General features: G+C 64.3%; 20 protein-coding genes. 7 read left to right on the forward strand and 13 right to left on the reverse strand.

Annotated elements, in window-relative coordinates:
• Nucleotides 1-426: 426 nt before the first annotated feature.
• Nucleotides 427-1,125, reverse strand: coding sequence for an SLATT domain-containing protein (locus LQR33_RS11870; RefSeq protein ID WP_231469084.1), 699 nt, complete (start codon nt 1,123-1,125; stop codon nt 427-429).
• A 56-nt stretch (nt 1,126-1,181) separates the two neighbouring features.
• On the reverse strand, nt 1,182-4,001 hold the full coding sequence (locus tag LQR33_RS11875) for a valine--tRNA ligase (RefSeq protein WP_231469086.1): 2,820 nt from the start codon (nt 3,999-4,001) through the stop codon (nt 1,182-1,184).
• 204 nt (nt 4,002-4,205) lie between these two features.
• Between LQR33_RS11875 and LQR33_RS11880 the strand changes: the two genes are divergently transcribed.
• The 5 genes from LQR33_RS11880 to bcsG all read left to right on the forward strand — a co-directional run bounded on the left by LQR33_RS11880 (nt 4,206) and on the right by bcsG (nt 10,846).
• A complete protein-coding gene (locus tag LQR33_RS11880) occupies nt 4,206-6,122 on the forward strand; it encodes an amidohydrolase (protein WP_231469088.1) in 1,917 nt (638 codons plus the stop codon).
• Nucleotides 6,123-6,246: 124 nt separating this feature from the next.
• Complete coding sequence (locus tag LQR33_RS11885) at nt 6,247-7,305, forward strand: type 1 periplasmic-binding domain-containing protein (RefSeq protein ID WP_221668543.1); 1,059 nt, start codon at nt 6,247-6,249, stop codon at nt 7,303-7,305.
• Nucleotides 7,306-7,403: 98 nt separating this feature from the next.
• The gene (gene bcsE / locus LQR33_RS11890; protein WP_221668544.1) at nt 7,404-9,017 is read left to right on the forward strand and encodes a cellulose biosynthesis protein BcsE; all 1,614 of its coding nucleotides are present in this window, start codon (nt 7,404-7,406) and stop codon (nt 9,015-9,017) included.
• Nucleotides 9,018-9,028: 11 nt separating this feature from the next.
• Nucleotides 9,029-9,244, forward strand: a complete 216-nt coding sequence (locus tag LQR33_RS11895) for a hypothetical protein (RefSeq protein WP_221668545.1) — start codon at nt 9,029-9,031, stop codon at nt 9,242-9,244.
• A 6-nt stretch (nt 9,245-9,250) separates the two neighbouring features.
• Nucleotides 9,251-10,846, forward strand: a complete 1,596-nt coding sequence (gene bcsG, locus LQR33_RS11900; RefSeq protein ID WP_231469090.1) for a cellulose biosynthesis protein BcsG — start codon at nt 9,251-9,253, stop codon at nt 10,844-10,846.
• A gap of 81 nt (nt 10,847-10,927) precedes the next feature.
• On the opposite strand, the gene LQR33_RS11905 is transcribed toward bcsG, so the two are convergent.
• The 10 genes from LQR33_RS11905 to LQR33_RS11950 all read right to left on the reverse strand — a co-directional run bounded on the left by LQR33_RS11905 (nt 10,928) and on the right by LQR33_RS11950 (nt 24,448).
• Nucleotides 10,928-11,731 (reverse strand): hypothetical protein, encoded by an 804-nt coding sequence (locus tag LQR33_RS11905; RefSeq protein ID WP_166440194.1) that lies wholly within the window; start codon nt 11,729-11,731, stop codon nt 10,928-10,930.
• A gap of 23 nt (nt 11,732-11,754) precedes the next feature.
• On the reverse strand, nt 11,755-12,156 hold the full coding sequence (locus LQR33_RS11910; protein ID WP_166440193.1) for a CesT family type III secretion system chaperone: 402 nt from the start codon (nt 12,154-12,156) through the stop codon (nt 11,755-11,757).
• A gap of 167 nt (nt 12,157-12,323) precedes the next feature.
• Nucleotides 12,324-12,725 (reverse strand): tetratricopeptide repeat protein, encoded by a 402-nt coding sequence (locus LQR33_RS11915; RefSeq protein ID WP_231469092.1) that lies wholly within the window; start codon nt 12,723-12,725, stop codon nt 12,324-12,326.
• A 15-nt stretch (nt 12,726-12,740) separates the two neighbouring features.
• A complete protein-coding gene (locus LQR33_RS11920) occupies nt 12,741-16,574 on the reverse strand; it encodes a cellulose synthase subunit BcsC-related outer membrane protein (protein WP_231469094.1) in 3,834 nt (1,277 codons plus the stop codon).
• On the reverse strand, nt 16,559-17,686 hold the full coding sequence (gene bcsZ / locus LQR33_RS11925; RefSeq protein WP_231179564.1) for a cellulose synthase complex periplasmic endoglucanase BcsZ: 1,128 nt from the start codon (nt 17,684-17,686) through the stop codon (nt 16,559-16,561). Before bcsZ ends, LQR33_RS11920 begins: the two co-directional genes overlap by 16 nt.
• A 1-nt stretch (nt 17,687) precedes the next feature.
• Entirely contained in the window at nt 17,688-19,943 is a 2,256-nt protein-coding gene (gene bcsB / locus LQR33_RS11930) for a cellulose biosynthesis cyclic di-GMP-binding regulatory protein BcsB (RefSeq protein ID WP_231469096.1), read from the reverse strand.
• A 2-nt stretch (nt 19,944-19,945) separates the two neighbouring features.
• The gene (gene bcsA / locus LQR33_RS11935; RefSeq protein WP_231469098.1) at nt 19,946-22,537 is read right to left on the reverse strand and encodes a UDP-forming cellulose synthase catalytic subunit; all 2,592 of its coding nucleotides are present in this window, start codon (nt 22,535-22,537) and stop codon (nt 19,946-19,948) included.
• Nucleotides 22,534-23,289, reverse strand: a complete 756-nt coding sequence (gene bcsQ, locus LQR33_RS11940; RefSeq protein WP_231469100.1) for a cellulose biosynthesis protein BcsQ — start codon at nt 23,287-23,289, stop codon at nt 22,534-22,536. Before bcsQ ends, bcsA begins: the two co-directional genes overlap by 4 nt.
• A 373-nt stretch (nt 23,290-23,662) precedes the next feature.
• The gene (locus LQR33_RS11945) at nt 23,663-23,995 is read right to left on the reverse strand and encodes an SMR family transporter (protein ID WP_021474862.1); all 333 of its coding nucleotides are present in this window, start codon (nt 23,993-23,995) and stop codon (nt 23,663-23,665) included.
• Nucleotides 23,996-23,998: 3 nt separating this feature from the next.
• Entirely contained in the window at nt 23,999-24,448 is a 450-nt protein-coding gene (locus LQR33_RS11950) for a multidrug/biocide efflux PACE transporter (RefSeq protein WP_231469102.1), read from the reverse strand.
• A gap of 89 nt (nt 24,449-24,537) precedes the next feature.
• On the opposite strand from LQR33_RS11950, the gene LQR33_RS11955 reads away from it, so the two are divergent.
• Nucleotides 24,538-25,419: a LysR family transcriptional regulator gene (locus LQR33_RS11955; RefSeq protein WP_231469104.1), complete on the forward strand. Its 882-nt coding sequence runs from the start codon at nt 24,538-24,540 to the stop codon at nt 25,417-25,419.
• A 4-nt stretch (nt 25,420-25,423) separates the two neighbouring features.
• On the opposite strand, the gene LQR33_RS11960 is transcribed toward LQR33_RS11955, so the two are convergent.
• Nucleotides 25,424-25,729 (reverse strand): hypothetical protein, encoded by a 306-nt coding sequence (locus LQR33_RS11960; protein WP_221664992.1) that lies wholly within the window; start codon nt 25,727-25,729, stop codon nt 25,424-25,426.
• 188 nt (nt 25,730-25,917) lie between these two features.
• On the opposite strand from LQR33_RS11960, the gene LQR33_RS11965 reads away from it, so the two are divergent.
• Nucleotides 25,918-26,292, forward strand: coding sequence for a hypothetical protein (locus tag LQR33_RS11965; protein WP_231469106.1), 375 nt, complete (start codon nt 25,918-25,920; stop codon nt 26,290-26,292).
• The last annotated feature ends 25 nt before the right edge of the window (nt 26,293-26,317 follow it).

Consider the following 26,317-nt stretch of genomic DNA (forward strand, 5'->3'; position numbering starts at 1 on the left):
GACCCGTCAACCGGGCGGAACCGGCACTCAAACATCCGCCCGCGGAGCGGGCACAAAAATCCTAACAAACCAACGCGGTAAACGTTGGGCTTCATTACATTCAGCCCAACCTACGGCCCTCATCACATGCTCCTGTGTGAATTATGACCTGAGCAGGTTTTTAGTGGGTCATTACAAGCCGTCAAAAGACCAGCGACAAACTCAGCCACAGGGTTTGCACACCCCATCAGCAGCAGTGGGCAACGGTGGATCGCCCCTCCGGGGCATCCACCCTACCGCGACACCCCGACCACGACCCGTAGGGCGGAATCCCAGCAACGCAGGGAGTTCCACCACGATGCGGTCACGCATCGCATACAAAATACCAATTAATTATTATGGATACGCGGAGAGAATGAAGATTCCATTAGAGAATCATAGGAATGATCAGAGACTTACGATCCCAGACTTAAAAACCACAAGAATAAAAACGCCCAAAATCAAAACTGCAGGGACAAACATAGCAAAGTGATAAAATGCCACATTGCCAATGTAATGACGAATCCGAATTAGGAAAACGTCAAACCAGTTGAGACTATGATCCTCATACTTTGGGTATGTAGCTTTAAAAAGATCATAGTCTATCATTTCATGATTATCATTTTGAATAAGAATAAGATCATACTGCTTGTCTATTTCCTCCAGCTCCCGATAGAAATCCTCACCACGCTCCCCCATATGCTGAGACTTTAATTTCCTCAATCTCTTATATAATGTTGAAATTTCCAGGCCGCACTGGTGGTGCTTATGCGACCGAACAGCATAAGAAGCAGAGCTTTCAAATTGACTAAATATCAATATCATAATAGAGCATGAAATATTGAAAAAAATCACATACCCCGAATTATATCCATTCAATTTATTTAAAAAGAGAAAATCCAATAGAGTAAACAAGATCATATATGCCGATAAAAATGATATTGTCTTGGATGATCTTGAATCCTTAGACTTCAGACGCCGCGCAGCAATAAAACGCGTCCTTGATGTTGACCACAACCCATAGTTAAGTTGTTTGTCGTATTCTTGTTGCGCGTAGAGTGGAACTCCTTTCGCTTTAGCAACCCTTATCTCGCCTTCAGTAGACATAAAAACCCCCATCACCTTTCGATGATGGGGGTTTTATCACAAATGACATTTAACTATCAAGCCAGCTTGGCCAACTGCGCCCTAACCTTCTCCAACTTGTCATTCAGCTCAGCCAACTGAGCCTTATCGCGCTCAACCAAATGCGCCGGTGCCTTGTCCACATAGCCCGGCTTCTCCAGCTTGGCGGTCAGCTTGGCCAGCTCGGCTTCCACTTTGCCCTGCTCCTTGGTCAAACGCGCGGTTTCGGCGGCTTTGTCCACTTCCACCTTCAGCATCAGGCGCGCTTCGCCGGACATCGCCACCGGGGCATCGTCTTCCGGCAGCTTGGCCACCAGCGTGCCTTCGGTCAGGCGGGCCAGCAGCTTCAGGTAAGGCACGAAGTCGGCGATGGACGCGTCGGCGGTTTCGATGAACAGCGGGGCCTTCACGGCCGGGCCGATGCCCATTTCGCCGCGCAGATTGCGCACCGCGTTGACCATGTCCTTGAATGCATCCATGCGGGCGTTGGCCGCGGCGCTGATCTTGGATTCGTCCGCCACCGGCCACGGGGCCAGCATCAGCGAGTCGGTCTTCTTCGCGTTGGCCAGCGGGGCCACGGTCTGCCACAGCTCTTCGGTGATGAAGGGCATCAGCGGGTGGTTCAGGCGCAGCGCCACTTCCAGCACGCGCACCAGGGTGCGGCGGGTGGCGCGCTGCTGGGCTTCGTTGCCGCCCTGGATCTGCACCTTGGCCAGTTCCACGTACCAGTCGCAGTACTCGTTCCAGATGAATTCGTAGATCACCTGGGCGGCGATGTCAAAGCGGTAGGTTTCCAGCGCGTTGGTGACGTCAATCTCGGCCTGCTGCAAGCGGCCGATGATCCATTGGTCGACGAAGCTGTATTCCAGCGGCAGGCTTTCGTCCTGGCCGCAGTCCTTGCCGTCCACGTTCATCATCACGAAGCGGGTGGCGTTCCACAGCTTGTTGCAGAAGTTGCGGTAGCCTTCGGCTCGCTTGAAGTCGAAGTTGACCGAGCGGCCCAGCGTGGCGTAGCTGGCCATGGTGAAGCGCAGCGCGTCGGTGCCGTAGGCCGGGATGCCTTCCGGGAACAGCTTCTCGGTGGCCTTGGCGATCTGCGGGGCCTTTTCCGGGCGGCGCAAGCCGGTGGTGCGTTTTTCCACCAGCGGCTCCAGCGCGATGCCGTCGATCAGGTCCACCGGGTCGATCACGTTGCCCTCGGACTTGGACATCTTCTTGCCTTCGTGGTCGCGCACCATGCCGTGGATGTAGACATCCTTGAACGGGACCTTGCCGGTGAAGTGCTTGGTCATCATGATCATCCGGGCGACCCAGAAGAAGATGATTTCGTAGCCGGTCACCAGCACGTTGGAGGTGAGGAAGGCCTTCAGCTCAGGCGTTTCTTCCGGCCAACCCAGCGTCGAGAACGGCACCAGGGCGGACGAGAACCAGGTGTCCAGCACGTCCTGTTCGCGGCGCAACGTTTTGCCGCCGGCCTTGGCCTGGGCTTCCGCTTCGGTGCGGCCGACGTAGATGTTGCCGTCTTCGTCGTACCAGGCCGGGATCTGGTGGCCCCACCACAGCTGGCGCGAGATGCACCAGTCCTGGATGTTCTTCATCCACTGGTTATAGGTGTTGACCCAGTTTTCCGGCACGAAGCGCACTTCGCCGGATTCCACCGCCTCGATCGCCTTGGCGGCGATGGACTGGCCGGTGGGGTCGCCTTCGCCCACTTTATTCATGGCGACGAACCATTGGTCGGTGAGCAGCGGCTCGATCACGGTGCCGGTGCGGTCGCCGCGCGGCACCATCAGTTTGTGCGGCTTGGTTTCCAGCAGCAGGCCCTGGGCTTGCAGATCGGCCAGCATGGCCTTGCGCGCCTCCTGGGCGGTGAGGCCGGCGTAGGCGGCCGGCAGCTCGATGGCGCCTTGGGCGGCGCCGTCGAAGCCGAAGATCTGCGCCTTGGCCAGGATCTTGGCTTCCAGGCTCATCACATTGATCAGCTGGGTGCCGTGGCGCTTGCCCACTTCGTAATCGTTGAAGTCGTGCGCCGGGGTGATCTTGACAAAGCCGGTGCCGAATTCCTTGTCGACATAGCTGTCGGCGATCACCGGAATGGTGCGGCCGGTGAGCGGCAGCTCAAGCTGCTTGCCCAGCAGGTGCTGGTAACGCTCGTCGTCCGGGGCGATGGCCACGGCCACGTCGCCCAACAGGGTTTCCGGACGGGTGGTGGCGACGGTGACGAACTCATCGCTGCCCACCACCGGGTACTTGATGTGCCACATGTGGCCGTCTTCTTCCTCGGATACCACTTCGAGGTCGGAGATGGCGGTGCCCAGCTTGGCGTCCCAGTTGGACAGGCGCTTGCCGCGATAGATCAGGCCTTGCTCGTACAGGCGGACGAAGACTTCGGTCACCACTTCGGCGCGGACGTCGTCCATGGTGAAGTATTCGCGATCCCAATCCACCGAGCAGCCGACGCGGCGCATCTGGCTGGTGATGGTGCCGCCGGATTTTTCCTTCCATTCCCAGATCTTGCTGGTGAACGCTTCGCGGCCCATGTCGTGGCGGTTCAGACCTTGGTCGGCCAGTTGGCGCTCGACGACGATCTGGGTGGCGATGCCGGCGTGGTCGGTGCCCGGCACCCACACGGTGTTGTTGCCCTTCATCCGGTAAAAGCGGGTCAGGCCATCCATGATGGTCTGGTTGAAGGCGTGGCCCATGTGCAACGTGCCGGTCACATTGGGCGGCGGCAGCTGGATGGCAAAGGACGGCTTGGAGGTGTCCATGCTCGGCTTGAAGTAGCCGGCCTGTTCCCAGTGTTGGTACCAGCGGCGCTCGAGGTCGCCCGGTTCGTAGCTTTTGGCAAGTTGTTCCATGGTGCTGAATCTTGGTTTTCTGGATGGAAAAATGGGTCGATTATACCCGGTTTTGGCTGCCCAAAGACGGCCCAGGCCCACTTCCCGGCCTAACTATCCAAATTGCGGCCAGACGCGGGACGGCCGAACAATGCCATGCGATTATTCGCAAGCCGTCCATGATGCCGGCTAACGGCGCCGGCCCACGCAAGAAGGATGAATGCCATGAGCGAACATCACCACCACGATCACCATCTGGGTTGCGCATGTTGTAGCCTGCCGCTGCTGGCGCAGTTGGATCAGCCCCAGCTATCCCAGGACGATTGGCTGCGGGAGCTGGAAGCGCTGGCTCCTGAACTGGGCAAGCTGTTTCCTCACTCAAGCAAGCAGGAAAGCGCCATCTTTCACGGCGGCGTCATCCGCCCTCTGGCTGCGTCCGGCCCGGATCAAGTCGCCGCGCTAGGCATTTCCGGCGGCAGAATCATCGCGATGGGGGAGCTGGACGGCGTGCGCGCGGCGATGAGCAGCCATGGTCCCTATAAAGAAATAGACCTGAATGGCCGCGCCCTGCTGCCGGGCCTGATTGATCCGCATATGCACATCACCCCCAGCGCGGTTTTCAGAAGCTGGATTTCCCTGAGCGCCTTCGGCGTCACGCCAGCCGGACAAAAAGGCGAAGACTCACAAATGCTGAACCCGGACTACAGCTACCAGCAGATCAAGGACAAGCTCGGGCCAGCTATTAAGAACGCCAAACAACCCGGCGCTCCGTCCAACTGGGTGCTCGGCTTCGGCATAGATCCTTCGCTGATGCGGGAGTGGATCGATATCGACTCTCTCAAACTGGATGAGCTGGCTCCGCCTGACGACAACGTCGCCATCTTCCTGCTCAACGCATCCGGCCACATCGGCTACGCCAACACCACGGCGATGAAGGAAGCCGGACTCACGCCGGTGCAAATCCAGGATTGCAAGGGCGTGCTCACGGAAGCCAACATTGTCCAGATCATGGGCAAGATTCCCAAACGGTTGTTGGCAAAAGACCTGTTGCGCAACCTGCTGGGCGTGCTGCATGACGCCGCCGCCAGGGGCAACACCACTCTGTTCGATGCCGGCCTGGGCTCATCCTTGAAGAACGTGGAGATCAAGCTGCTCAGGCAGATCGCCAAACTCGGCCTGTCGCCGGTACGCATCGCCGGCGCGCTGTACTCCAATGAGCTGCCGCAAATGCTGCAGTGGATGAAAGACTACCAACCCGACCTGCACAGCCAAACCGACAGCAATTTCAGCATCAAGGCGCTGAAACTGGTGGCGGACGGCTCTAACCAGGGCCTGACCGGCTTCCAGTACCGCCCTTACAAGAACGCGAGGCAGCATCCGGTGCCGGATGTATCGCCCATCGGTCTGTTCAACTTCAACGTCCCCGCAGATCCCAGCCCGGAAAACGCAAAACGGCTGCCGGACGCTCTTTCCAGCTACCTGCAACTGGCGTTGGGGCGCGGCTGGCCGGTGCTGGTTCACTCGAATGGCGAACAGGCGATGGAATTGGTGCTGGACAGTTACCAGGAGGCGATCAGCGCAACCCGCGCCGACGCGCGCAGCCTTCGCCTGCGGGTGGAGCATGCGTCGTTGCTCACCGACACCTCTCTGAGCCGCATGGCCAAGATGGGCTTGTCACCCAGCTTTCTGATCGGCCACGTCGGCTATTGGGGAGACGCCTTCCTCACCCAAATCCTGGGAGAAGCCCGCTCGGAGCTGCTGGACCGCTGCGAGTCGGCCCGCGCCGCCGGCATGCGCATCAGCCTGCACTCGGATCATTTCGTCTCTCCGCTGGGATCGCTGCGGATGGCGGAGCAAGCAATCTACCGCAAGATGGAAGGCGCTCAACAGGAGGTAAAGCCAGTGCTGAACGCCGAGGAATGCCTCAGCCATCGGCATGCGATGGACGCCGTGACGCTGGATGCGGCCTGGCAGTGCCACATGGACCATCTAGTGGGCTCGCTTGAACCGGGCAAGCTGGCAGACCTGGTCATTCTGGGCAAGGATCCGCTGGATGACAGCGTGACCGATCTGCGCCACATCAACGTCCATGAAACCTGGCGCGGGGGCGCTAAGGTATACGCCAACCCCGACACTCACTAAGCAAACTGCAAAGTCCGGCGCGTGCCGGACGCAACGCGGCGGCTTGTCCGGCAACGGACAGGCCGCTTGCTATATTTGAGCATGGAGCCGCCTCCTCGCCGCCCCGCGCCTTGCCGGAGTCCCCATGACCACGCCGCTTGTCCGCGCCACCCGGTGTCTCATCCTGGCTCTAGCAACAGTCTGGCCGGCCTACTCGACGAATGCCGCCTTGCCGGACGCCGTCGCCCCAGTCTCCGGGCCGCCGGCCCAGACCGGCCGTCATGTGCTCTTGATCGCCTACGACCTGCGCAACGGCGGCATTTCCAAGACCACCCGCAGCTTCCTGAACGCCGCCGGCTATCTGCATTGGCAGGTGAAAGTTGCCGACGCCAAAAGCAGCAACGACGCGGTGCGCGAACAGTTGCTGCTGCAGGCCACGGCCAAGGATATCGCCGGGGTGGCGCTGATCGGCGCCGACAGCGCCGGCTATCATCTGGAGCTGGCCATGCTGAAGCGGATGGGCAAGATCGCGGTGGGCTGGCACGCCGGCAGCGCCCCCGGCGCCAATGCCGAGCTGTTCGCCAACATCACCACCGATCCGCTGGCCGTCGCGCAAACCGCGGTGGACTACGCGATAGGCAGCAGCGCGGGGCCGATGGGCGCCGTCATCTTCACCGATTCCCACTTTTCCATCGCCATGCGCAAGGCCCAGGCGATGAAGACGGCGCTAGAGCGCTGCAAACGTTGCAAGGTGCTGGCGGTGCGCGACGTGGACCTGAGCCAGACCACGCAGATCATCCCCAAGCTGGTGCCGGAGCTGGCGCGGCAATACGGCAAGGCATGGACGCACACCCTCGCCATCAACGACCTCTACTACGACAACATCAACTTCCCGCTGCACCAGGCCGGGCGTGCAGACATCGTCAATATTTCAGCCGGAGACGGCTCCAACTCGGCGATGAACCGCATCCGCGAAGGCATCTCGCAGCAAAAAGCCACCGTGGCCGAACCGTGCAACCAGCAAGGCTGGCAGATGGCCGATGAGTTGAACCGCGGCTTCGCCCGTCAGCCGCCCAGCGGCTTCGTCAGCAAACCGATACTGGTCACGCAGGAGAGGCTGCTGAGCCATGGCCGCGATGGCGATATCGAAGACAACCAGAGCTACCGCCAAGCCTACCTGGGCATCTGGTTCAAAAAGCCCTGATTCCCGGCGCATATTCCACTCCGCCGCCCAAGCTCAACGGGTTTGATTGCGCGGCATTCGGCTGATACTGTTAAATGATCCGGGAACAGAACACCGCAATGGACATCTCCCAAAGCCTGGGCATAGAGGGCCTCCCGCCCTCCGCCGCCACCCTGAATTGCGGCGCGCTTTACCTGGTCGCCTCGCCCGATTCCGGACTGGCCCAGGCGCTGCTGTTCTCCAACCTTCCCTCCACCGGCAGCCAGCCCCTGCTCTGCGTCAGCAGACAGCAACCCGCTCCGCAGCAAGACACCGTTTGGCTCGACCGCCGCATTCACGCCGGCAATCTGGAACTGCTGTCGCCGCGCCGGCTGCGCAAGCCGTCGCTCCATTTGACAAGCGCCTGCCTGGATGAACTGGCGCGCTGCCGCAAAACCCTGCTGCCGCCCGCCGGCGGCATGACCGTAGCGCTGGACCATGCCGAAGACTATCTGCCGCTGCAGCAACCCGCTTCGGCTCGCCGGGCGTTGCAGGCCTGCGGCGACTGGGCGGCCCGCCACGGCCATGCGCTGCTATTGCTGCTGGACAGCTCCCGGCTGGACGCCGCCGCGCTGGTGACCTTGAGCCAACTGGGCCGCGACTGCGCCGGCATGGCTTACGCCGCGCAACTGGGCAACGGGCTCTACAGCTGGCAGATCTCGCATTGGCTTGGCGCGCCTCCCAGAGAAACCGCCAGGCTGCGCGTGCTGGAAATGAGCCTACGCCATACGCTGAGCGCGCAAGCGGAAATCGGCGATTGCGACGGGTCCGCCGACAGCGGCGCGGAGCATGCCGCCCGCCTCGCCACTGACGCCTTGCAGGTGCTCGCCACCAGCGCCGCCCTCAGCGGCCATGCGCCGCCAACCCCGCAGTGGCGGACATTCGACGACTTGCCCCGCTTGCTGGAAGCGGCCCGCGACGCGGTGGCCGCCACTGTCCTGCTGGATACCGCCAGCGCCAAGAAAGAGGCGCTGGGCCAGGCAGTCGCGCAACTGCGGCGGCAAAACGGCAAGCTGCTGAAGATCATGGTGCGAGAAGTGGGCAACCGCCGGCTGCGCCAGAACGAGGAACAACTGCTGTTGCGGCTGGGCGCCAACGCCGTGCTGCCGGCGGAACTGCGCTTCGCCAGCCTGGCCGGCATCATCCATTCGCTGCGCCAGGCCGTCTACCAAGGCGGCGGCGTGGAGGCGGAAGACTTGCACGCCGCCAGCCATCCGGAGGCCGACCGCGGCTACCTGCCGCCCGCGCGCTTTGTCGAGATGGTGGAGAACGCCGTGCAGCGCAGCCGCGCCATCGATGTCAGCAATATGTTGATCCAGCTGCAGCCCGCGCTGGGCGCCACGCCGGCCGAACTGCTGGCGCTGGGCCGTTTCCAGCGCGCCGGCGATCTGTGCACCGCCGACCGCGGCCACGCCTATCTGTTTCTGTTCGCCTGCCGCGAAAGCGACGCCGACGCCGCGCTGGGCAATCTGTTCCGCATGCCTATAGGCGAAGTGGCCCAGTCGGAAGTCCGCAGCGCCGACTGCGACAGCATCCTGCTGGCGCTGTCGCAACTCGCCCGGCAGCCCGGCTTCGACCAACTGCCGGACCTGAGCCACCAGTTGTCCGATGAGCCGCACCTGCGCGAGAGCCGGCACGCCTATGCCGCGCCCGTCCTGCAGCGCGCGCCGTTGCGCCGCCACGGCGGCCAGTAAAGGAAAAACCCATGTTCAACCCCGAACTGAGCCAGTTGCAATTCATGGTGCTGCTGGCCGCGCTGGCCGCCGGCATCGCCGGCTACCAGCTGCGCGCCCGGCTGCTGCCCTGGCTCAGCAGCCTGCTGCTGCGCCGGCTGCGCCATTTCCAGCCCCACCCCTATCTGCAAAAGCTGAGGCGGCGGGACGACGCGCCGCTGGCCCAAAGCCGCCGCGCCGAGCCGTAAACCGACATGAAGCCCAGCCACTCCGCCGCCGCCAGCGCTCCCGAAGCCGCCCCGTCGCTGGGGCTGGGCGCCTGGAGCGTCTATTTCATCGCCAAGCTGCTGCTGTCCTGGCAGGGCACGCTCAATCTCCACCCCGCGCCCAACCTCGCCTTCGCGCTGCTGCTGCTGATGCCGGTCTCCGGCAGAATTTGGCTGCGCGTCCGCGCCGCGCTGGCCTGGATCGCGGGCGCAGCCCTGCTTTACCACGACAGCTGGCTGCCATCGCCGGAAATCGCATTGCAGCAGCTGTCCACGCTCAAAGGCTTCAGCCTGCATTACCTGCTGGATCTGGCCGGCCGGGTATTGTCGCTGCCGCTGCTGACCGGCGCGGTGATCCTGTTATGCGGCTACTGGCTGCTGTCGCGCTATCTGCGCTTGGGGACGCTGGTGGTGATCGCGCTGCTGGGCCTGAGCGGACGCCAGCTGTGGCAGGACCGGCCGCAAGCGCCGGCAAACGCGGCCGTGGACAGCGGCGCCGCCGCGCAAGCCGCGCCCCAGACGCCGGACCAGCAACTGGCGGCCTTCTTCAAAAGCGAAGGCCAACGCATCGTGAAATTCCAGGGGCCGCTGGCCGACCCCGGCTTCGACGTGCTGCTGCTGCATATCTGCTCGCTGGCCTGGGACGACCTGCGCGCGATAGGCATGGACCAGCACCCCTTGCTGAGTCGCTTCGACTTCCTGTTCAGCAACTTCAACTCCGTCACGCCATACAGCGGCCCGGCCGCGCTGCGCGTGCTGCGCGCCAGCTGCGGCCAACCAAAACACAGCGAGCTGTACCAGAGCGCGCCCGGCAATTGCTACCTGTTCCAGGATCTGGCGGCGCTGGGGTTCAAAACCGAGCTGGCGCTGAACCACGACGGCAGCTTCGACGACTTTCTGAAGCAAATCCGCGCCGATGGCCGGCTGAACCAGCCGCTGATGTCGCAGCAGGGCCTGCCGGTCGGCCTGCGCTCTTTCGACAGCAGCCCGATCTATAGCGACTACGCGGTGCTCAATCGCTGGCTGGAGCTGCGCCAGCAAGACAGCAGCGCCCATGTGGCGGTTTACTACAACACCATCAGCCTGCACGACGGCAACACCATCCCCGCCGCGCCGGGGCTGAATACCATGGACAGTTACAAGTACCGCGCCAACCGGCTGTTTTCCGACCTGGCCCAGTTCATCGACCAGCTGGAAAAGAGTCATCGCAAGCTGATCCTGGTGATGGTGCCGGAACACGGCGCGGCCTTGCGCGGCGACAAGCAACAGTTCAGCGGCTTGCGCGAGATTCCCACGCCGCGCATCACCATCGTGCCGGCGGCGATCAAGGTGATCGGCGGCCAGGGCCATCCGAGCCAGATGCGGATAGACCAGCCCAGCAGCTACCTGGCGATATCCAGCATCCTGTCGCGGATGATGAACAAGAGCCCATTCGGCGCCGACTACCAACCTGCCGACTTCGGCCGCGACCTCCCCGCCACGCCGTATGTGTCGGAAAGCGCCAGCTCCATCGTGATGCAGAGCGGCAAACGCTTCCTGCTGCAACAGGATGGCGGCGGCTGGACAGAATACCCGGTGCAATAAACACGGCCAGCAGCACCTGAAAACGCCTGAGCCGCGGCGCGTCCAGAATCCCGCAACTCAGCCCCTCGCTTGCCGGCGCGATCAGGCGTGTCCGCGGCTGTCAAACAGCGACTGAGTCGGTGGCCATAGATTGCTGATGGGAGGATGGGACGGCGGGCCAGACAACTGGCCCCCTATCGTGGCCGCCCAGGGGTCGACCACAATCGCGTCGGCGCCCCAGCTTCCCACCTGAGCGAGATCGCTGGGGTGGGCCCTGCCGACGATGATGAAGCAATGCGTCGTGTTGTGTCCTTGATGGTGCGCGACGACCTCGACGCGGCAAGCGCCCGCATGCTTAAGCAACTCCGCCGCTCCGGCATAGGCCAGAGTTGAGCAGCAGCCCGCCTGAGCCTCGTCCACGAGTCTGGCTATCCGGTCCAATTTGGAACGATCCACCTCGAAACCCGCGGCGACATTGGCGCTCATATTCGCCTGCTGATTGGCCCGCATGCGGTTGGCATCCTGGCCGAAGTCTCCCAATCTGGACATGATCTGCGCATAGCGGGGATGGCTCGGGCGGACAAACGTGCGGGCATCGGTGCAGGCGTACTCTCCCAATCGGTTCAACGCCGCCTGGCTTTTGCCAAGCACCTCTGCAGGCTTGGGAAACAATACGGCGTTCAGCGCGCGCGTCTGCGAAGCGCAAGAGCCGGTCGCGCAAAGCCGCCGCGCGCCTTCAAAGAAACGACCTGCGGCGCTCTCCTGCGGCCTCACCTGCCCATGATCGGTCGCCACGCTTATCGAGAACTCGCGACCAGCCACCGAGAATCCGCCGCGATCGACCACCTCGCCCACCACATCGGTGTCCACCAAGCGAGGAGATGACACACTATTGAAATTGATCACTGCCGCCCTTTCCCGGCAAGCCGCTAGCGGCTCAGCACTTGTTGCATGATGGTTTCCCTGCATAGCGCCAAACCAGCCAGACAATCCTCCACTCTGGCCGCAGACAGGGCATCGGCGGCCAGCGACTGATACGCCACCAGCCCCAGCTCCGGGTTCCAGCCTATTCCCGGCTCCTGGCCCAGCAACGGGTTCAGCGCCATTTCCAGCATCGCGGACAACTGCTCCGGCTCCAGAAACAACGGCGGCTCGCTGCCGATATGGATGATCAGGATCAGCCGGCCACTGCCGGCATCCTTTCGCAACGCAACCGGCGCAGCGCCATCCAACAGCAAATCGCAATGCCCCTGGGCATCAAAAATCAGCCCGCTCAAACCAACACGCTGGCCTAGCTCTGCCAGCAACGCATCAAAAAACAAATCATCCACGAGTCCCGCCTCCAGCCGAGTCGACTGAAACGGCATGCTAGGCCAAGCAGCCGGGAACGGCTTTCAAAATCCGCTCATGCGCCTGCTAGAGGCGAAATCCAAAATAGGCAGAGAAGCGGGGCGACAAACCGCCGCCTGGAGAACAGGCGGGTTCCGCCGGACAACGATCAGGGATGCGCCGGAGGCTGCGGCCAGGGCTCAGGCAGCTTGCCCGGGCCAGACGGCGGACTTGCCGGCGCGGCGGCATTCGGCTCGGCGCCCGCAACCGCGCTCTGCGCCTGCCAAGGAGAATCCGCCACCTGGCGCGAGCCGGACTTCAATCTCAGCAGATTGGCGCGGATGTCCTGGCGATCCGGCGCGATGCGCAGCGCGCGCTCCAGCAGCACGACGGCGCTATCCGCGTCGCCCATTTTCAGCAATTGCAGCGCCAGCCGGTTGATGGCTTCCGGTTGGTAGGGATGCTGCCAATACCAGGCGCGCGCCGCCTCCAGCTCCGCAGGAGCCGCTGCCGCCATGCCCGCCGACAGCCACAGGACGACAGCCAGCCACGTAATCGGCTTGAAGCTCACGCCACTCTCCTCTCCTCAGAAACTCGAATACGGCTGCAGCGGCTCCACCGGGAACGGCAGCGTCAACGACGCGCCGTCCGGCTGGTAGCGCAGGTAGAACAATGCCCGGCCCGGCTGGTAATACTGCGAATGCTGGTATTCCAGCATGCCGCCCAGCGCCAGCCGAGGCGTCAGCTGATATTCGAACGCCCCGCTCAGCGATACCCCCCAGCCTGGGCCGGCGCTCGCACTGACATAGGGATTGCCAGCCTGCGCCTGCAAATCCGGCCGGGTGGGATAGAACGGCGACGCCGCCTCCCGCGCGCTGGACACGGAAACCGACGCCCGGCCCGTCCAGCTCCAGCGCTCGTTGCGCGCCGCGTAGCCCAGCGGGATGGACAGCGAGTTGTAGCGTTGCGGGCTGTAATAGCCGCCCTGGCCGAAAGTGAATTCGCCCAGGTTCTTCTGAAACCAGAAATTGATGCTGTTCACGCCCAGCGTCAGCTGCCGGGCCGGCTCTTTCAGCAAACGCCAGTAAACGCCGCCCATGATCGTCACCTTGCGGTTATCGGCCACGTTCTCGCCGGTCAGCTGCTGGTAGGCGAAATTGGACCATACGCCGAATGGCCCGCCCTTGTCGTAGCCCAGGCTGCCGCCGACGCCGGTGGCTACCACGCCTCCCCAGGTCTGTCCGGTATAGGGATCCCGCACGCCGGCGTAGCTGAGCAATGAACTGGTGACCGGGCGACGGGAGGCTTCCAGTTTGTAGTTGAGGATGGAAACGCTGTCCGAATAGCGAATGCCGCCTATCACATTGGACACCGGGAAGTTTTGCGGCGTACTGCCAATATCCACCCGCCACTGCTCGTTCTGGTAGCCCAGGCCCAAATCCAAGCCTTGCGCGCTTTGCGCGCCGAACCGCCCCGCGCAGCTCTGGACGCTGTTGCCGGCCAAAGCTGCGCACGCGGCGACGGAGCCAAAGCGCTGCAAGGCGTAATTATTGTCCGCGCTGTTATCCAAAGAGCCGGCGTTGATGCTGGTCGGGTCGGCGCGCAGAAAATACTTCCCCTCGCGCGGCGCCGGCAGCTCCACCAGCAGCGGCGCCTGCCACATCGTCATCTGCGACTGGCCCGGCGTGCCGTTTTCGGCGCTGCGGTAGGTCAGATCCAGGCCCTGCCAGATCTTGACGCTGCGCGCGTCCAGCAGCGCGGCGTAGTCCTCATGCAGGCTTTCCTGCTGCGCCGATTCGGCCGCCACCGGCCGCAGCGGCTGCCGCTGGCCGACATCGCCAACGGTCGCCATGGCCGAAGCCGGAGCGAAACCGGCGCGATACCACGCCAGCGCCTGTTCCGGCTGGTCTTTCTGCCGCGCGCGCCGCGCCGCCTGTCCCATCAGACCAGGGCTTTTGACGTTCTGCGCCAGCAAGCTGGATATCTCGCGATCCAGCCTGGCGGTATCGCCGACATCGCCCAAGCGGGTCATGACCCTCAAACGGAAATCCAGGCTGCGCCCTAGCTTGTCCTGCAACAACTGGTCTATGCCCTGCCCGGCCGACTCGCGGTCGCCGGTCTTGATATGCAGATCCACCAATTGCAGCTGGGCCTCGTCGTCGTCCGGCTTCCCGCTCAACGCCTGGCGCAAGCGCTCGCGGGCGGCATCCCAGCGCCCGGCCTCCATATCGTAGTCGGCCAGCCGGCGCTGCAAGCGCGCGTCTTGCGGCGCGTTCGCCAAAGCCTGGCTGAGGATGGCCTGCGCGCCGGCGTCATCGCCGGACTGCCGCGCCCTGTCGGCCTGGGCCACAGCCAGCGTGGCCTGCAATTCGGCCAGCTTCCGCTTCTGCTCCTCGCTCATGTCTTGCCGGGTTTGGCCCGCCGCCGCCAGCAGCGGCTCGGCCGCCGCGGCGTCGTCCAGATCCAGCAGCAGGTCGGCGTAGGCCAGTTCGTTGTCCGTGGATGGCTGTTCCAGATACTGCGACAGCAGCAACTGGCGGGCATGGTCGGCTTCGCCCGCCCGCAGCCAGGCCTGCGCCAGTTCGGAGAGCCGCTCCGGATCGCCCTGCATCCGGCGCTCCGCGTCCTGCAAGCCGCGCCGCGCCTCCTCCGCGTGGCCCAAAGCCAGCTGGGCGTCGGCCAGACGCATGGTTTCGCGCAGCCAAACGCGGCGCTGCAGTTCCGCCATGCCCTCGCTGCGCGCCGGCTGGGGAACCCGCTGCAAAGTGGCCAGCGCCGCGCGGTCTTCATCCCGCTTGGCCTGGAACAAGGCGTAGGCGTACAAGCTTTCCGGGCTGGCTGCCGGCGCGTCGGCCAACTGGCGCAGAACGGCTCCGCCTTTATCGGCGTCCCCAGCTGCCAGCCAGGCATTGGCCAGGGCGAAGCGGTTCCAGGCGTTTTGCGGCTGCAAATCCACCGCGCGCTGCAAATGCGGCAGCGCCTGCGGCAATTGCCCCTGAGCCAGCAAGCGGTCGCCCAGCTCGCGCTCCACTTCGGCGCGGGCGGACAGATACGAGGCGCCCAGCGCGCGCTGCTGCTTCTGCGGCAAGGCGCGCAGCATCTGGTCGGCCTCGGCGTACTGGCCGGCATCCAGATAGCCGCGCAGCAAGCCGGCCAACGCCTGCCCGCTGTCAGGTTTCCTGTCCAGCGCCTGGCGGTATAGCCGCCGCGCCTGCTCCGCGCGCTTTTGTCCCGTCTGCCATTCCGCGTCGGCCAGCAGCACATCGACGCTGGCCGGCTGCGACTTGCCCGCCTGATCCAACAAGGCGCGCGCCGCCTGCCATTGTCCGGCCTGCATCGCGGCCCGGGCCTGCGCCAATGTTTCCGCCAGCTGCGCGTCGGCGACGCGGCGCTTCCAACCGCCGTCGCCCGCCTGCCCGGCCTGCCAATAGCTGGCCGCCGCGTCGGCGTAACGGCCCTGTTTCTCGCGCAGGCGACCCAGGCTCTTCAGATACTGCGGTTGATTGCCATAGCGGCCGGCCGCCAGTTGCAGGCTCTTTTCCGCCGCGGCCAGCTGGTTCGCGTCCAGTTGCTTGTCGGCCGCCAGCAGGGCCCGATAGGCCGGATCGGCCAGCAGCTCGCGCTGCTTGCGCCTGCTCTCCTGCAAGGCATTCAGCCGGGCGCGCATCTGCTCATCGTCGGGCGCCGCCTGCAGATAAGCGATATAGGCGTCCTGAGGCAGATCCACCTGCTGCAAGGCTCTGCGCCACAGGCTCAGCGCCTCGTTGCGGCTGTCAGCGAACTGGCTCAGCGCCTTCAGCTCGGCGAAGCCCTGCTGCGGAAGCGGCGGACGCAGCAATTGGATGCCGATCAGCGTCAGCCGGTTTCTATGATTGGACGGGCTTTGCTGGATCAACTTCTTCAACGCGGCCACACTGCGCGCCCAGCCGCCATTCGGCAGCCGCGCCACCAGTTGCCAGTACTCCAGCTCCAGCGCGCCGGACGGCGGCGGTCCTTGGTAGAGCGCATTGAAGGCGGCGTAAGCCTGCTCGTACTTGCCGCTGTTGAACAGCGAGCGCGCGGTCAACAGCTTGTTGCGGTCCGGCCCCATCACCCGGCGCAGCTGCTCGACGCGGGCGATGCCGGCATAGCCTGGATACAGCTTGCGCAATTGCGCCAGCGTCTTCTGCGCCTGCTGGTCCTGGCGCTGCTGCACTTGCACCAGCGCCTGCAAAGTCAGGGCTTCAGCCTTGTCTTGCGGCTTGGCGGCATGAATGCGCTGCAATTTGTCCAATGCCTGTTGCGCCTCCAGCGGCCTGCCCAGCGATTGCCACAGTCTGGCCTGCTCCAACAGCGCCTGGACCGGGTCCACCGCCGCAGGCGCGGCGTGCAGGGCCCCGCTCAGTCCCAGCGCCAGCAAGGCGCTCAGGATGGCGCGCATGCTCCCTCCCAGGCGGGGACAAGCTCGCCGTTGGCTTTGAAGCGATAGCGCGCCTGCTGCCATCCTTGGCCGAACAAAGTCAGCACGTGGTCGTAATAGGCGTCGGGCCGCTCGGACAGCGGCATCGCCTCGACGCGCAGCAACTGCGTCTGCAAAGCCGCCTGATCGCCCTGCGCCTGCAGAAAAGGCAGCAGCGCCATCGAGAAGCCTATCGGCCCCGAACCCTGAACCTTGCCGTCGCGGGTATCCACCGTTTCCGGCGGCAGGCCGGTCTTGGCCACCTGCCGCGCCATCGGCTTGAGCCTATCCAGCAAGGCCGCGCGCTCCGGCGCGTCCGGCGCCAGCATGCCGGCCCACAGATAGACGCGGATGGCGTTGTAGCTGCCGGACGCCTTGCTGGCGTCGTCTGCGACGAAACCGTTGCGGTAGCCGATCCAGTCCGGCGCGAAGCCCGCCGGCGCGCTTTCCAGCAGCACGCGCTGCGACGTGCCGCGCAGCGCGGCCCAGTTGGAGCCAGGCAAGGCGTGCGCCATGCGGGCCATCAGTTGCGGCGGCAGATAGCTGGGATTGAGCCGGGCCAGCCCCGGCTTGCGGAAGCCTTCGCGGCCCGGCAGCAGGGTCGGCCCCAAGCCAGGCAGGTCCGCCGTCTCCTCGCGCAGGATGCGCAGGGCCAGCAGCTTGCCGAGCGCGGTGTAGCGCGGCTCGCGCCACAGCCTGCCGGCCTCCAGCAGGTCATAGGCGATCCACAAGTCGGAATCGGACGCGCTGTTGTCATCCATCACGCCCCACTGGCCGTCCGGGCGCTTGCCCCATTGCCAGGCAGGCAGCCGGGCGCTGAGGTCGCCGCCGGCCAGATTGTCCCGCGTCCACTGCAGCAGCTTGTCGAATGCCGGCCGGTCGTTGGCCGCCAGCGCGAAGAACAAGGCGTAGCTCTGTCCTTCCGAGGTGGTGGGCTGGCCGTCGGCGCCGCGGTCCAGCACCCGGCCGCCGTCGGAAACGAAGTGCCGGCGGAAATCCTGCCAGGCCGGCCAGCCATCGCACGGCGCCGCCTGGGCCGAGACGAAAACCAGCGCGGACAGCGCCGCCAGACACGCCCGCAGCCGCGCGCCCATCTCAAGACTCCTTCAGTCGGCGCGCGGCCAGCGCCTTGAACAGGCGCAGGATGGCGAAGGAGAAGATCAGCACCGCCAGCGCGGACAGCGCCGCCAGCAACAGCGGATGGGCCGACAGGAACAGCCAGACCCAGGTCCACAGCGGCAGGCTGCCGACGTAATACACCGGCCCCAATTGCTGGCTGTCGATATTGTCGCCGCGGATCAGCACCGCGCTGCCGGCCATCTGCGCCACCTTACCGTCGTCCGACAGCGCGCCGGTGGCGGCGCTCATCGCGTCCGGTTCGTTGCCGGTGACGATCACCACGCTGCGGCCGCGGGCCAGCGGCGACTCCAGGCCCAGTATCGCCCCTAATCTTCCCTTGGCGGAAAAGTCAGCCTGGCCGCTGACGCGGCCGCCGCCCGACAAGCCAAGCGCCGGCTCCTGGTACAAGGCGTTGCCTTTCCCTTCCGCCACTTTGCGCTCGGCTCCCTCCAGCGTGGTGGGCAGCTTGTCGCGCCAGGCCTTCAACAGCCTCAGATCGTGGGCGTTGCCGATCGCCAGCAGATCTCGGTTCTTGACGCTGTCCAGCCCTCCCTCGTCCACCAGCCGGTAGCGCAGCGCCGGGTAGCCGGTGGATTGCCCCATATTGCCCATCACATTGAGAAAAGCGCCGACATCCTGCTGCGCCGGCTGCCTGGGCAACACCACTGCGGTGTCCGACAAGTCGGCCATGCGGGTGAAGGGGTAGCCGGACGTGGCGAACAAGCCCAAATTCGGCAGCGCCGCGTAATGCGGATAGGCGCTGAAATCGATGGTGGAGTCCGGATCGATCGCCGCGCGGTTGCCATCGGCCAGGTTGTTGGCGCACTCGCCCTGTTTTTCCGCCGCGAACACGTACTGGAACTGCATCTCGTTGCGGCTGCCGACGCGGAACGGCGGCAGCAGGATGCGGTCGATATTGCTGAGCAGGCCATTATCCAGCACCGGCAGGCGCAGGCTGGTCTGGGTGCTGCCCAGTCCGCTGGCGTTGAGGTTCAGGCTTTGCACGAACAATTCATTGATGCCGATGTTCAAACGGGATCCGGCGGACTGCTGCTGGCCGGTGTAACGGAATTTCAGATCCAGCGGAATGCCGCGGCTGCCCCAGGTGAACAGATCCCCCGGCACGCGGAAAGACACGCGTATCGGCGCCGGCTGCTGGCCCGTGGCCTGCAGATCGCGCGGATTGTCCACCAGCTCGCCCAGCTTGGTGGGCCGATCCGGCCGCACCCAGTTCGGCGCGTCGTACGGTTGGCGCGGCGCGTCCAGCTTCATTCCGCGCACCGTCACCTGGGCGCCGCTCATCCCGGCCTGGCCCAGCACCAGCGCGTCGGTGGCCAGCTGCAGGTCCTTGTCGTCGCGGCCCAGAATCAACAGCAGCTTGCGCTCCGGCCGCTCCGGGTGCGGCATGATGCTGATGGTGGGCGCCGACACCGGCGGCAGCTTGGCCAGAAAGTCCGGCCGCTGGGCGTTGGTGGCATAAACGACGGCGTGCTGCGCCGCCGGCAAGCTGTTGAACGCGGCGGTGTAGCGCACGCCGCGCCACCCAGCCTGGGCGCCGAACCACGACGCCAGCTCGCCTGCGGCCTGCAGCGCCGTTGTCGAAGGACGCGCGGCGAACGCGAACGGCAGCTTCAGCGGCGAAAAATCGCGCCTGTCGAAGAAAGGCTCGGGAAAATAGCCGAGGTCGTTGGCGAAGGGCAGCGCCTGCACCGTCAGCTGCAATTCGCTGGCATTGCTGATTTCGGCCCACAGGCTGCTGTGGGTTTCGTCCTCGCAGCGATTGGTGTAATGGCCGATCAAGCGGAACTTCAGCTGGTTGAAATTGGCCAGCAGCCGCGGGTCCAGCGGCAGAGTCAGCTGCTGCGGCTTGCCGCCCTGCTCTTTCGGCAAGGCCAGTACCGACACCACCTCGTCGTTGAGCAGCACCTGCACATGCGACAGATCGGCCAGCATCGCCGGCGAGAATGTATAGCGCAGACGCAGCGTCAGGCTGGTGATCACTTCATCGCCGCGGCTGCCGAAGCCTACGCCCGCCAGGCTGTTGTCGCCGCGCATTTTCAGCGGGTAGCCGGCGCCCATCTGCTTGAAGCTGAGCGTGCGGGTGGAAACCAGCGCCGCCGATGCGGCCGGCTCGGATGCAGAGATTTTTCCCTCGGCTTTGAGCGGCGGCGTCTGCGCCGCCAGCAACAGCCCGGCCAGGAATATCGACAGAGGTTTTCTCGGTATGCGCATGGTCATTTGCTATCCCGATAGATATGCGGCTGCCGCGGCAGCAGGCTGCCCAGCCAGCTCCAAAAGCCCATCCAGCGGCCGCTGCGGACGGTGAACGGCAAAGCCGCCTGCAGCAGCAACTGCCACAGGCTGCGGCCGCCCATGCGCCAGATGTCCCAGGCGCCGCCCAAGGGCGTGCCCTCATGCTCGCGCTCGGCGGTTCGCTGCCAGGCGTCGGGGCGGCCGAAGGTGCATTGCACCAGCGCCATCTCGTCTTCCAGGCTCAGGCCGACGAAGCGCACGCTCAAACGGCCGTCCTTGGAGAACACCAGCCGGCAAGGCAGCGCGTGACTGCGGCCGCCGCGTCGCATCGACACCGTCAACTCGGCGTTCTGCTTCAGACTCAAATGCAAACCTTCCGGCAGCGCCAGCGCCATGCCGCCCTCGGAGTAATCCAGGGTATGGCAGGGATAGACCTTGCCATCCGGCAGATGCAGCGACACCGGCAGCCGGCTCTGTACCCGATGCGACACCCGCACCTGGCGCAGTTCGCGCGCCACCGCCAGCGCCACGCCAAGTAGCAGCGTGTTGTAAGCCACCCAGCACAGGTTCACCACCACGGTGCCGACCTCGTCGGCGGGACCGGTCCAGGCCCGATAGACGCCGAACCCCACGCCTAGCAGATTCAGCGCCAACAACACCAGGTAAGGCTTGGTGATGCTCCAGTCGACATGGTCTTCTTCCACCACCCCGCCCTTGGCGGTGACGTTGAACTTGCCCAGGCCGGGAAACAACAGCGCCACAGTCGTGGGCAGCGTGATGTACCAGGCCAGCACCGTCTCGTAGACCTCGCCCCAGAACGAGCGGCGAAATTCGCCGTGCATCCGCGAATTGGACATCACCGAAAACACCATGTGCGGCACCACATACAGCACCAGCCCCAGCGCCGGCGCGTAGATGGTATAGGCATGAAACAACAGGAAAGCCAAGGGCGCGGTGAGGAACACCAGCCGCGGTATGCCGTACAGGAAATGCATCATCGCGTTGAGGTAGCAAAAGCGCTGCCCCAACGTCAGCCCCCTGCCCAGCAACGGATTGTCGCTGCGGAAAATCTGCGCCATGCCCCGCGCCCAGCGGATGCGCTGGCCGACATGGGCGGACAGGCTTTCGGTGGCCAGCCCCGCCGCCTGCACCAGATTGATATAGGCCGAGCGATAGCCGCGCCGATGCATTTTCAAGGAGGTGTGCGCGTCCTCGGTGACGGTTTCCACTGCGATGCCGCCCACCGACAACAGCGCTTCGCGCCGCAGCACCGCGCATGAGCCGCAGAAAAAGGACGCGTTCCACAAATCGTTGCCGTCCTGCACTCGGCCGTAGAACAACTCGCCCTCATTGGGCACCTCGCCGCGGGTGTCCAGGTTGCGTTCGAACGGATCGTCGGAGAAGAAATGGTGCGGCGTCTGCACCAGCGCCAGCTTGTCGTCCTTGAGAAAGCCGCCCATCGTGTTGTGCAAAAAAGAGCGGGTGGGAATGTGGTCGCAATCGAAGATGGCGACGAAGCTGGCGTCGGTGACGCCCAGCGCGTGATTGATGTTGCCGGCCTTGGCGTGCTTGTGTTCGCGGCGGACGATGTAGCCGACGCCCGCCTGTTTGGCGAATTCGCGGATCTCGTCGCGCGTGCCGTCATCCAGGATGTGCACCCGCAGCTTGCCGGGCGGCCAGTCCATGCTCATCGCCGCGAACACGGTGGGCTTCAGCACCCGCAGCGGCTCGTTGTAAATGGGGATGAACACGTCCACGCTGGGCCAGAGCGCGACATCGGCAGGCAGCGGCACCACCTCGCGCTCGAGCATCCAGGACGACTGGAAAAAGCCCAGCAACAGCACCAGCCAGGCATACAGCTCGGCGCTCAGCAAAACCAGCCCGGCAATCAGATTAGGCCAGCTGTCGTCATTGATGGTGGACGTCACGCGCCACCAGATGTAGCGGGTGGAAACCGCGATGGAAAACACCATCAGAATCAAGGTGGGCACCGGGCCAGGAATGCGCCGCACCCACAGGGCAAGCGACAACAGCACCACGGTGAACACCGCTTGCGAATACTCGTCGAATGGCGTGGTCACCAGCAGCGCGCCCAGCAAGGCCGCCGCCAGATAGCAAGCCGCTCGGATGGCGGCGTTCCGCCACCAGGCATGCTCGGCGACGCCCTCTACCGAGACGCGCAAACGAGCGGGATCGAACGCCTGCGGAAAGCGCGCCTCCAGCCAGGCCCCGACGCGGCGCCGCCAGCCGGCGGCCGCGGCCAAAGCGCGACGGCAAAGCCCAAGCCAGTAAGGCCAGGATCCCGTCCTTCTCGCTCCCCGCGCGAACGGCGGCTTGACCAGAGACAGCCAAGCCAGCTGCAACAAGATCCGCACCGGATCGCCCGGCCGGGGCCGGGAGAAATCGACCTGGGGAAAATACTGCCGCGCCCTGTCGCTCCAGGCGGCCCAGCCCCGGGAAGGCGTGACGATGAACAAGGACAGCAGCAGCAAGGCGAAGCGCGGCGCATCGGCCGGGTGCAGCAAACGCAACCGCACGCCCCACGCCGGCCACCCTGCCGCGGACAGTTTCATGAAACATGTCCCCCGGCATCCAAGCGCACCGACAGCCAGGCCGCCAATTGGCGCAAATCGTCGGCGGCCTGGCTTTCCGGCGCGTAATCGAACAAGGACTGCTGGCTGGCGAAGGCTTCCCTCACCGCCTCGTCGCGATGAATGGGCAATGGTGCCAGCCGCGGGCCCAGCGCTTCGCGCAGCATCGCCTCGGCATCGTTGTCCAGCCGCCGCAGCGGATTGAACTGATTGATGACGAACAAGACGCGCTCCGGCCGCAAGCCGCTGGCCGCCAGTTCCGCCTCCGTCATCTCCAGCAGCGCGCAAACGGCGGGCTCGGCCGACAGCGCCACCAGCGCGTGGCTGGCGGCGTTCAAGCCCTGCCGCCGTTCGGCCACGCCTATCGCCGGCAAATCCAGCACGGTGCGCTGCCCGGCCCGCTTCTCCAGCAGCGCCAGCTCTTCGCGCAGCCAGTGGTCCTCCGGCCCGGCCTGGCCGCTATCCAGCCCCGCCCGGCCATGCGGCACCAGCATCAGGTGATGATTGCCCACCTCCCAGGCGGCGCGCATCCAGTCGGCGCCGGCATCCAGCCGGCCGCGCCAGCCATCGCTCTCCTCCCGGGCCATGCCGAAGTGCAGACGCAGCATGTTCTGCCGGCACAGGTCCATCGCCAGCACCGGCCTTTGCTGCCGCTGCCACAACAGGGCCAGCGACGCGGCCACTGTCGTCGCGCCGCAGCCGCCCTTCACGCCGCATACCGCCAAAATCGCCATGCTTCGCCTCGCCCAAAACCGTATCGCCGGCTGTTTCGCCCACCTCGACGCCCGGGCCCGCTCCTGTTGATGGCGAGCCTGGCGGAGCAAGAGGATGCGAAAAGGGAAATATATTGATGAATATAGTATGGATGCGTTTTTCGGCTCGGCGGCTCATTGCTGCGGTGGAACGAGCGCCCGCCATGGACAGGCGAATTGGGCGGCAGCCACGGATGCGATGCTGACGACGGATGGAAGAAATCGGGAATGGACGTCATCCATGCGCAGCGCGGACAAATGCCGCGCATGGATTCTCATGGGTATCTTGCGAAGACAGCTCTGGTGAGCGGGCAAGTCCAGCCTGGCGAGCGCCAGGCAGGCTTGCCCGCGCCGCTCAATGCGCAGACGCTTTCGAGAACAGATTGATCACCGCCACGCCGGCGATGATCAGCCCCATGCCGGCCACTGCGGCCAGGTCCAGTTTCTGGCCGTACAGCAGCCAGGCGATCAGCGACACCAGCACGATGCCGATGCCGGACCACAGCGCGTAGGCGACGCCCACCGGAATATGGCGCAGGGTTTGCGACAACAGATAGAAGGCCAACATATAGCCGCCTGCGGTCAGCACGGACGGCCACAGCCGGGTAAAGCCATCGGAGGCCTTCAAGGCGGAGGTGGCCACCACCTCGGACAGGATGGCCCCCATCAGGAACAGCCAGACTTTCATCAATCACTCCACAGCGGCCGACAGACTCCGGCGGGCGACGAAACGCTCGCGCAGATGGTCGTACAGCCAGTTGAACACATAGGTATAGGGCAGGAAAAAGACAAAGAAGCCCAGGTCCAGCAGGAAAGCCTGCCAGTAGCTGCTGTTCAACCACCAGGCTGCCAGCGGCACCAGCAACACTACCAGTCCGCCCTCGAAGCCCAGCGCGTGCAGACAGCGCACGCCGGCGGTGCGACGCCACTGGAAACGGCGCTCTACGCGCTCGAACAGCGAGTTGAACACCATATTCCACAACATGGCCGCCGTCGACATCATCAACGCCAACGCGCCCATATGCAGCATGTCCCTCTGCATGACCAGCGCCGCCAGCGGCACCAGCAGAGCCATCGCGCAAGCCTCGTACAGCACGGCGTGCAGCACCCGCTCGCCCAGTTTCTTGTTTGTCGTTTGCATTGACTTCTCCCTAATGCTGAAATTCAATGCTTGGCATTATGATTGGGTTTCCGGATACTATAAAAATACCATCCATCGGTTAAACCGATATGACTATTTCCGTCGACGCGCTCTCCGCCTTCGTCTACGCCGCCGATCTCGGCTCCTTCTCCGCCGCGGCCAGACGGCTGGGCAAAAGCCAATCCACCGTCAGCGAGGCCATCGCCAATCTGGAGATCGACCTGGGCACCCCCCTGTTCGACCGAGGCACCCGGACACCCACCCTCACCCCGGCCGGACGGCTGCTGCTGCCGCAAGCGCGCCAAATCATGACTGCCAGCCAGGACATGCAGCGGCAGGCGGAACAGCTGAGCGCCGGCGTGGAAAGCCGGCTCACCATCGTGCTGTCCGACACCTTCCAGTCCGAGACGCTGGAAAACGTCGCCTGCCGGCTGGAGGAGCGCTACCCCTTGCTGGAATTGGAGTGCCTGGCCGGGGAACAGGAAGACGTGCTGGACCTGATCTTGTCCGGCCGCGCCCAGCTTGGCCTGGTAGGCGCGCTGGACCACTACCCGCCGGATATCCGCCACCAGCGCCAGCGCGAGGCCAGCGAGCTGGCTCTGTACGCCGCCTATCGGCATCCACTGGTGGAAATAGACCGCGTCGACGAACAACAACTGGCCCTGCACCGGCAGTTGCGCCTTAACACCTACAACGACAAAAGTCCCGCGCGCACCGGCCAACGGCAATGGTACGCGCCCAGCTATCTGATGCTGCTGGACATGGCGCGCCTGGGCGTGGGCTGGGCCGAGCTGCCGTGCTGGCTGGTGAAAAGCTTTGGCGGCGGCGAGCTGAAACAGTTGGATGTCGCCGGCTGGCCCAAACGGATGCCGGTGGACCTGGTATGGGCCGCCAACCGCCCCCTCGGCGCGGCGGCGGGATGGTTGCTGCGGCAACTGGCCGGCGGAGAGGGCTGGTCCAAGATGGACTAGAGAATCAGGGCGCGTTGGCCTCCATCGTCTCGCGCTCCTCCCGGCATTGCGCCTTGTTGGCGTAAATCACCCATTCGTCGTCCTTGCCGTGACGGCAAGTCAGCAATGGCTTGACCGGGCCGCCAAAGCCGCTGCCGCCATTCTCGCAGGTTTGAAAGCGCCGCAAATCCGCTTTGCCTATCTTGCGACAAGGGGTCGCCCCATACCAGTCGAATCCATAAGCGCCATCCGGCAAGCCAGGCGTCTCCGCCGCCTGCGCCATGCATGGCCCCATCAAGGCGATGCCGGCCATCATCATCCATCTGGTCATTTTCTTCTCCTTTTGTCTTGCCCCGCTCTTGGCGGGCCATCAATCAAATGACCCGCCACTATCTCACGGCCACAGTCGGCAATGCCTGTCCGAAAGAGTGGTGCAGACCAGCTCGCGCCCACATCCCGCCTATTCTAGCAAGCGCCGATCCGCCAAATAACGCGACTCTTCCCGCAAGGAGAAAACAGATGAGCTCACCCGTCGTGACGGTGAAAAACCATTCCAGCCGCGCCATATACATCGATAGCGATCCAAACTGGGATGATCAGGAACTATTGCTGGATGACAAGCCGCTGCGGCGCGGCTTTGCGCTGCAACCGGACCTCGCGGCCCGGATCAGTGTGGACTGGAGCGGCCCCGGCAACGCGTACATGATGGGCGTGATTTTCGCCGACGGCCCGGACTACGACTACTGCGGCGACGGTTTCTACCAGCTGACCATCGGCCAGGACGAAGACAGCGGCCTGCTGGACGTGACGGATGGCGGCGGCGAAGCCAAGATCGCCTACTCCATCAGTCAGCAGGCGCCCTGGAGCATGACCATGGACTTCGCCGACAGCTGACGCAAAAAAGCCGGCCCACCCGGGC

It is taken from the genome of Chromobacterium piscinae (genome assembly GCF_021129175.1).
GTDB lineage: Bacteria > Pseudomonadota > Gammaproteobacteria > Burkholderiales > Chromobacteriaceae > Chromobacterium > Chromobacterium piscinae.

What these genes read in the sequence shown, in the direction of transcription:
- LQR33_RS11895 (WP_221668545.1), top strand. Translation starts at nt 9,029, where the DNA reads ATGTTCAACCCCGAACTGAGCCAGTTGCAATTCATGGTGCTGCTGGCC.
- LQR33_RS11955 (WP_231469104.1), top strand. Translation starts at nt 24,538, where the DNA reads ATGACTATTTCCGTCGACGCGCTCTCCGCCTTCGTCTACGCCGCCGAT.
- LQR33_RS11950 (WP_231469102.1), bottom strand. Translation starts at nt 24,448, where the DNA reads ATGCAAACGACAAACAAGAAACTGGGCGAGCGGGTGCTGCACGCCGTG.
- bcsQ (WP_231469100.1), bottom strand. Translation starts at nt 23,289, where the DNA reads ATGGCGATTTTGGCGGTATGCGGCGTGAAGGGCGGCTGCGGCGCGACG.
- bcsB (WP_231469096.1), bottom strand. Translation starts at nt 19,943, where the DNA reads ATGCGCATACCGAGAAAACCTCTGTCGATATTCCTGGCCGGGCTGTTG.
- bcsG (WP_231469090.1), top strand. Translation starts at nt 9,251, where the DNA reads ATGAAGCCCAGCCACTCCGCCGCCGCCAGCGCTCCCGAAGCCGCCCCG.
- bcsZ (WP_231179564.1), bottom strand. Translation starts at nt 17,686, where the DNA reads ATGGGCGCGCGGCTGCGGGCGTGTCTGGCGGCGCTGTCCGCGCTGGTT.
- LQR33_RS11960 (WP_221664992.1), bottom strand. Translation starts at nt 25,729, where the DNA reads ATGACCAGATGGATGATGATGGCCGGCATCGCCTTGATGGGGCCATGC.
- LQR33_RS11945 (WP_021474862.1), bottom strand. Translation starts at nt 23,995, where the DNA reads ATGAAAGTCTGGCTGTTCCTGATGGGGGCCATCCTGTCCGAGGTGGTG.
- LQR33_RS11965 (WP_231469106.1), top strand. Translation starts at nt 25,918, where the DNA reads ATGAGCTCACCCGTCGTGACGGTGAAAAACCATTCCAGCCGCGCCATA.
- LQR33_RS11875 (WP_231469086.1), bottom strand. Translation starts at nt 4,001, where the DNA reads ATGGAACAACTTGCCAAAAGCTACGAACCGGGCGACCTCGAGCGCCGC.
- LQR33_RS11870 (WP_231469084.1), bottom strand. Translation starts at nt 1,125, where the DNA reads ATGTCTACTGAAGGCGAGATAAGGGTTGCTAAAGCGAAAGGAGTTCCA.
- bcsA (WP_231469098.1), bottom strand. Translation starts at nt 22,537, where the DNA reads ATGAAACTGTCCGCGGCAGGGTGGCCGGCGTGGGGCGTGCGGTTGCGT.
- LQR33_RS11885 (WP_221668543.1), top strand. Translation starts at nt 6,247, where the DNA reads ATGACCACGCCGCTTGTCCGCGCCACCCGGTGTCTCATCCTGGCTCTA.
- LQR33_RS11920 (WP_231469094.1), bottom strand. Translation starts at nt 16,574, where the DNA reads ATGCGCGCCATCCTGAGCGCCTTGCTGGCGCTGGGACTGAGCGGGGCC.
- LQR33_RS11880 (WP_231469088.1), top strand. Translation starts at nt 4,206, where the DNA reads ATGAGCGAACATCACCACCACGATCACCATCTGGGTTGCGCATGTTGT.
- bcsE (WP_221668544.1), top strand. Translation starts at nt 7,404, where the DNA reads ATGGACATCTCCCAAAGCCTGGGCATAGAGGGCCTCCCGCCCTCCGCC.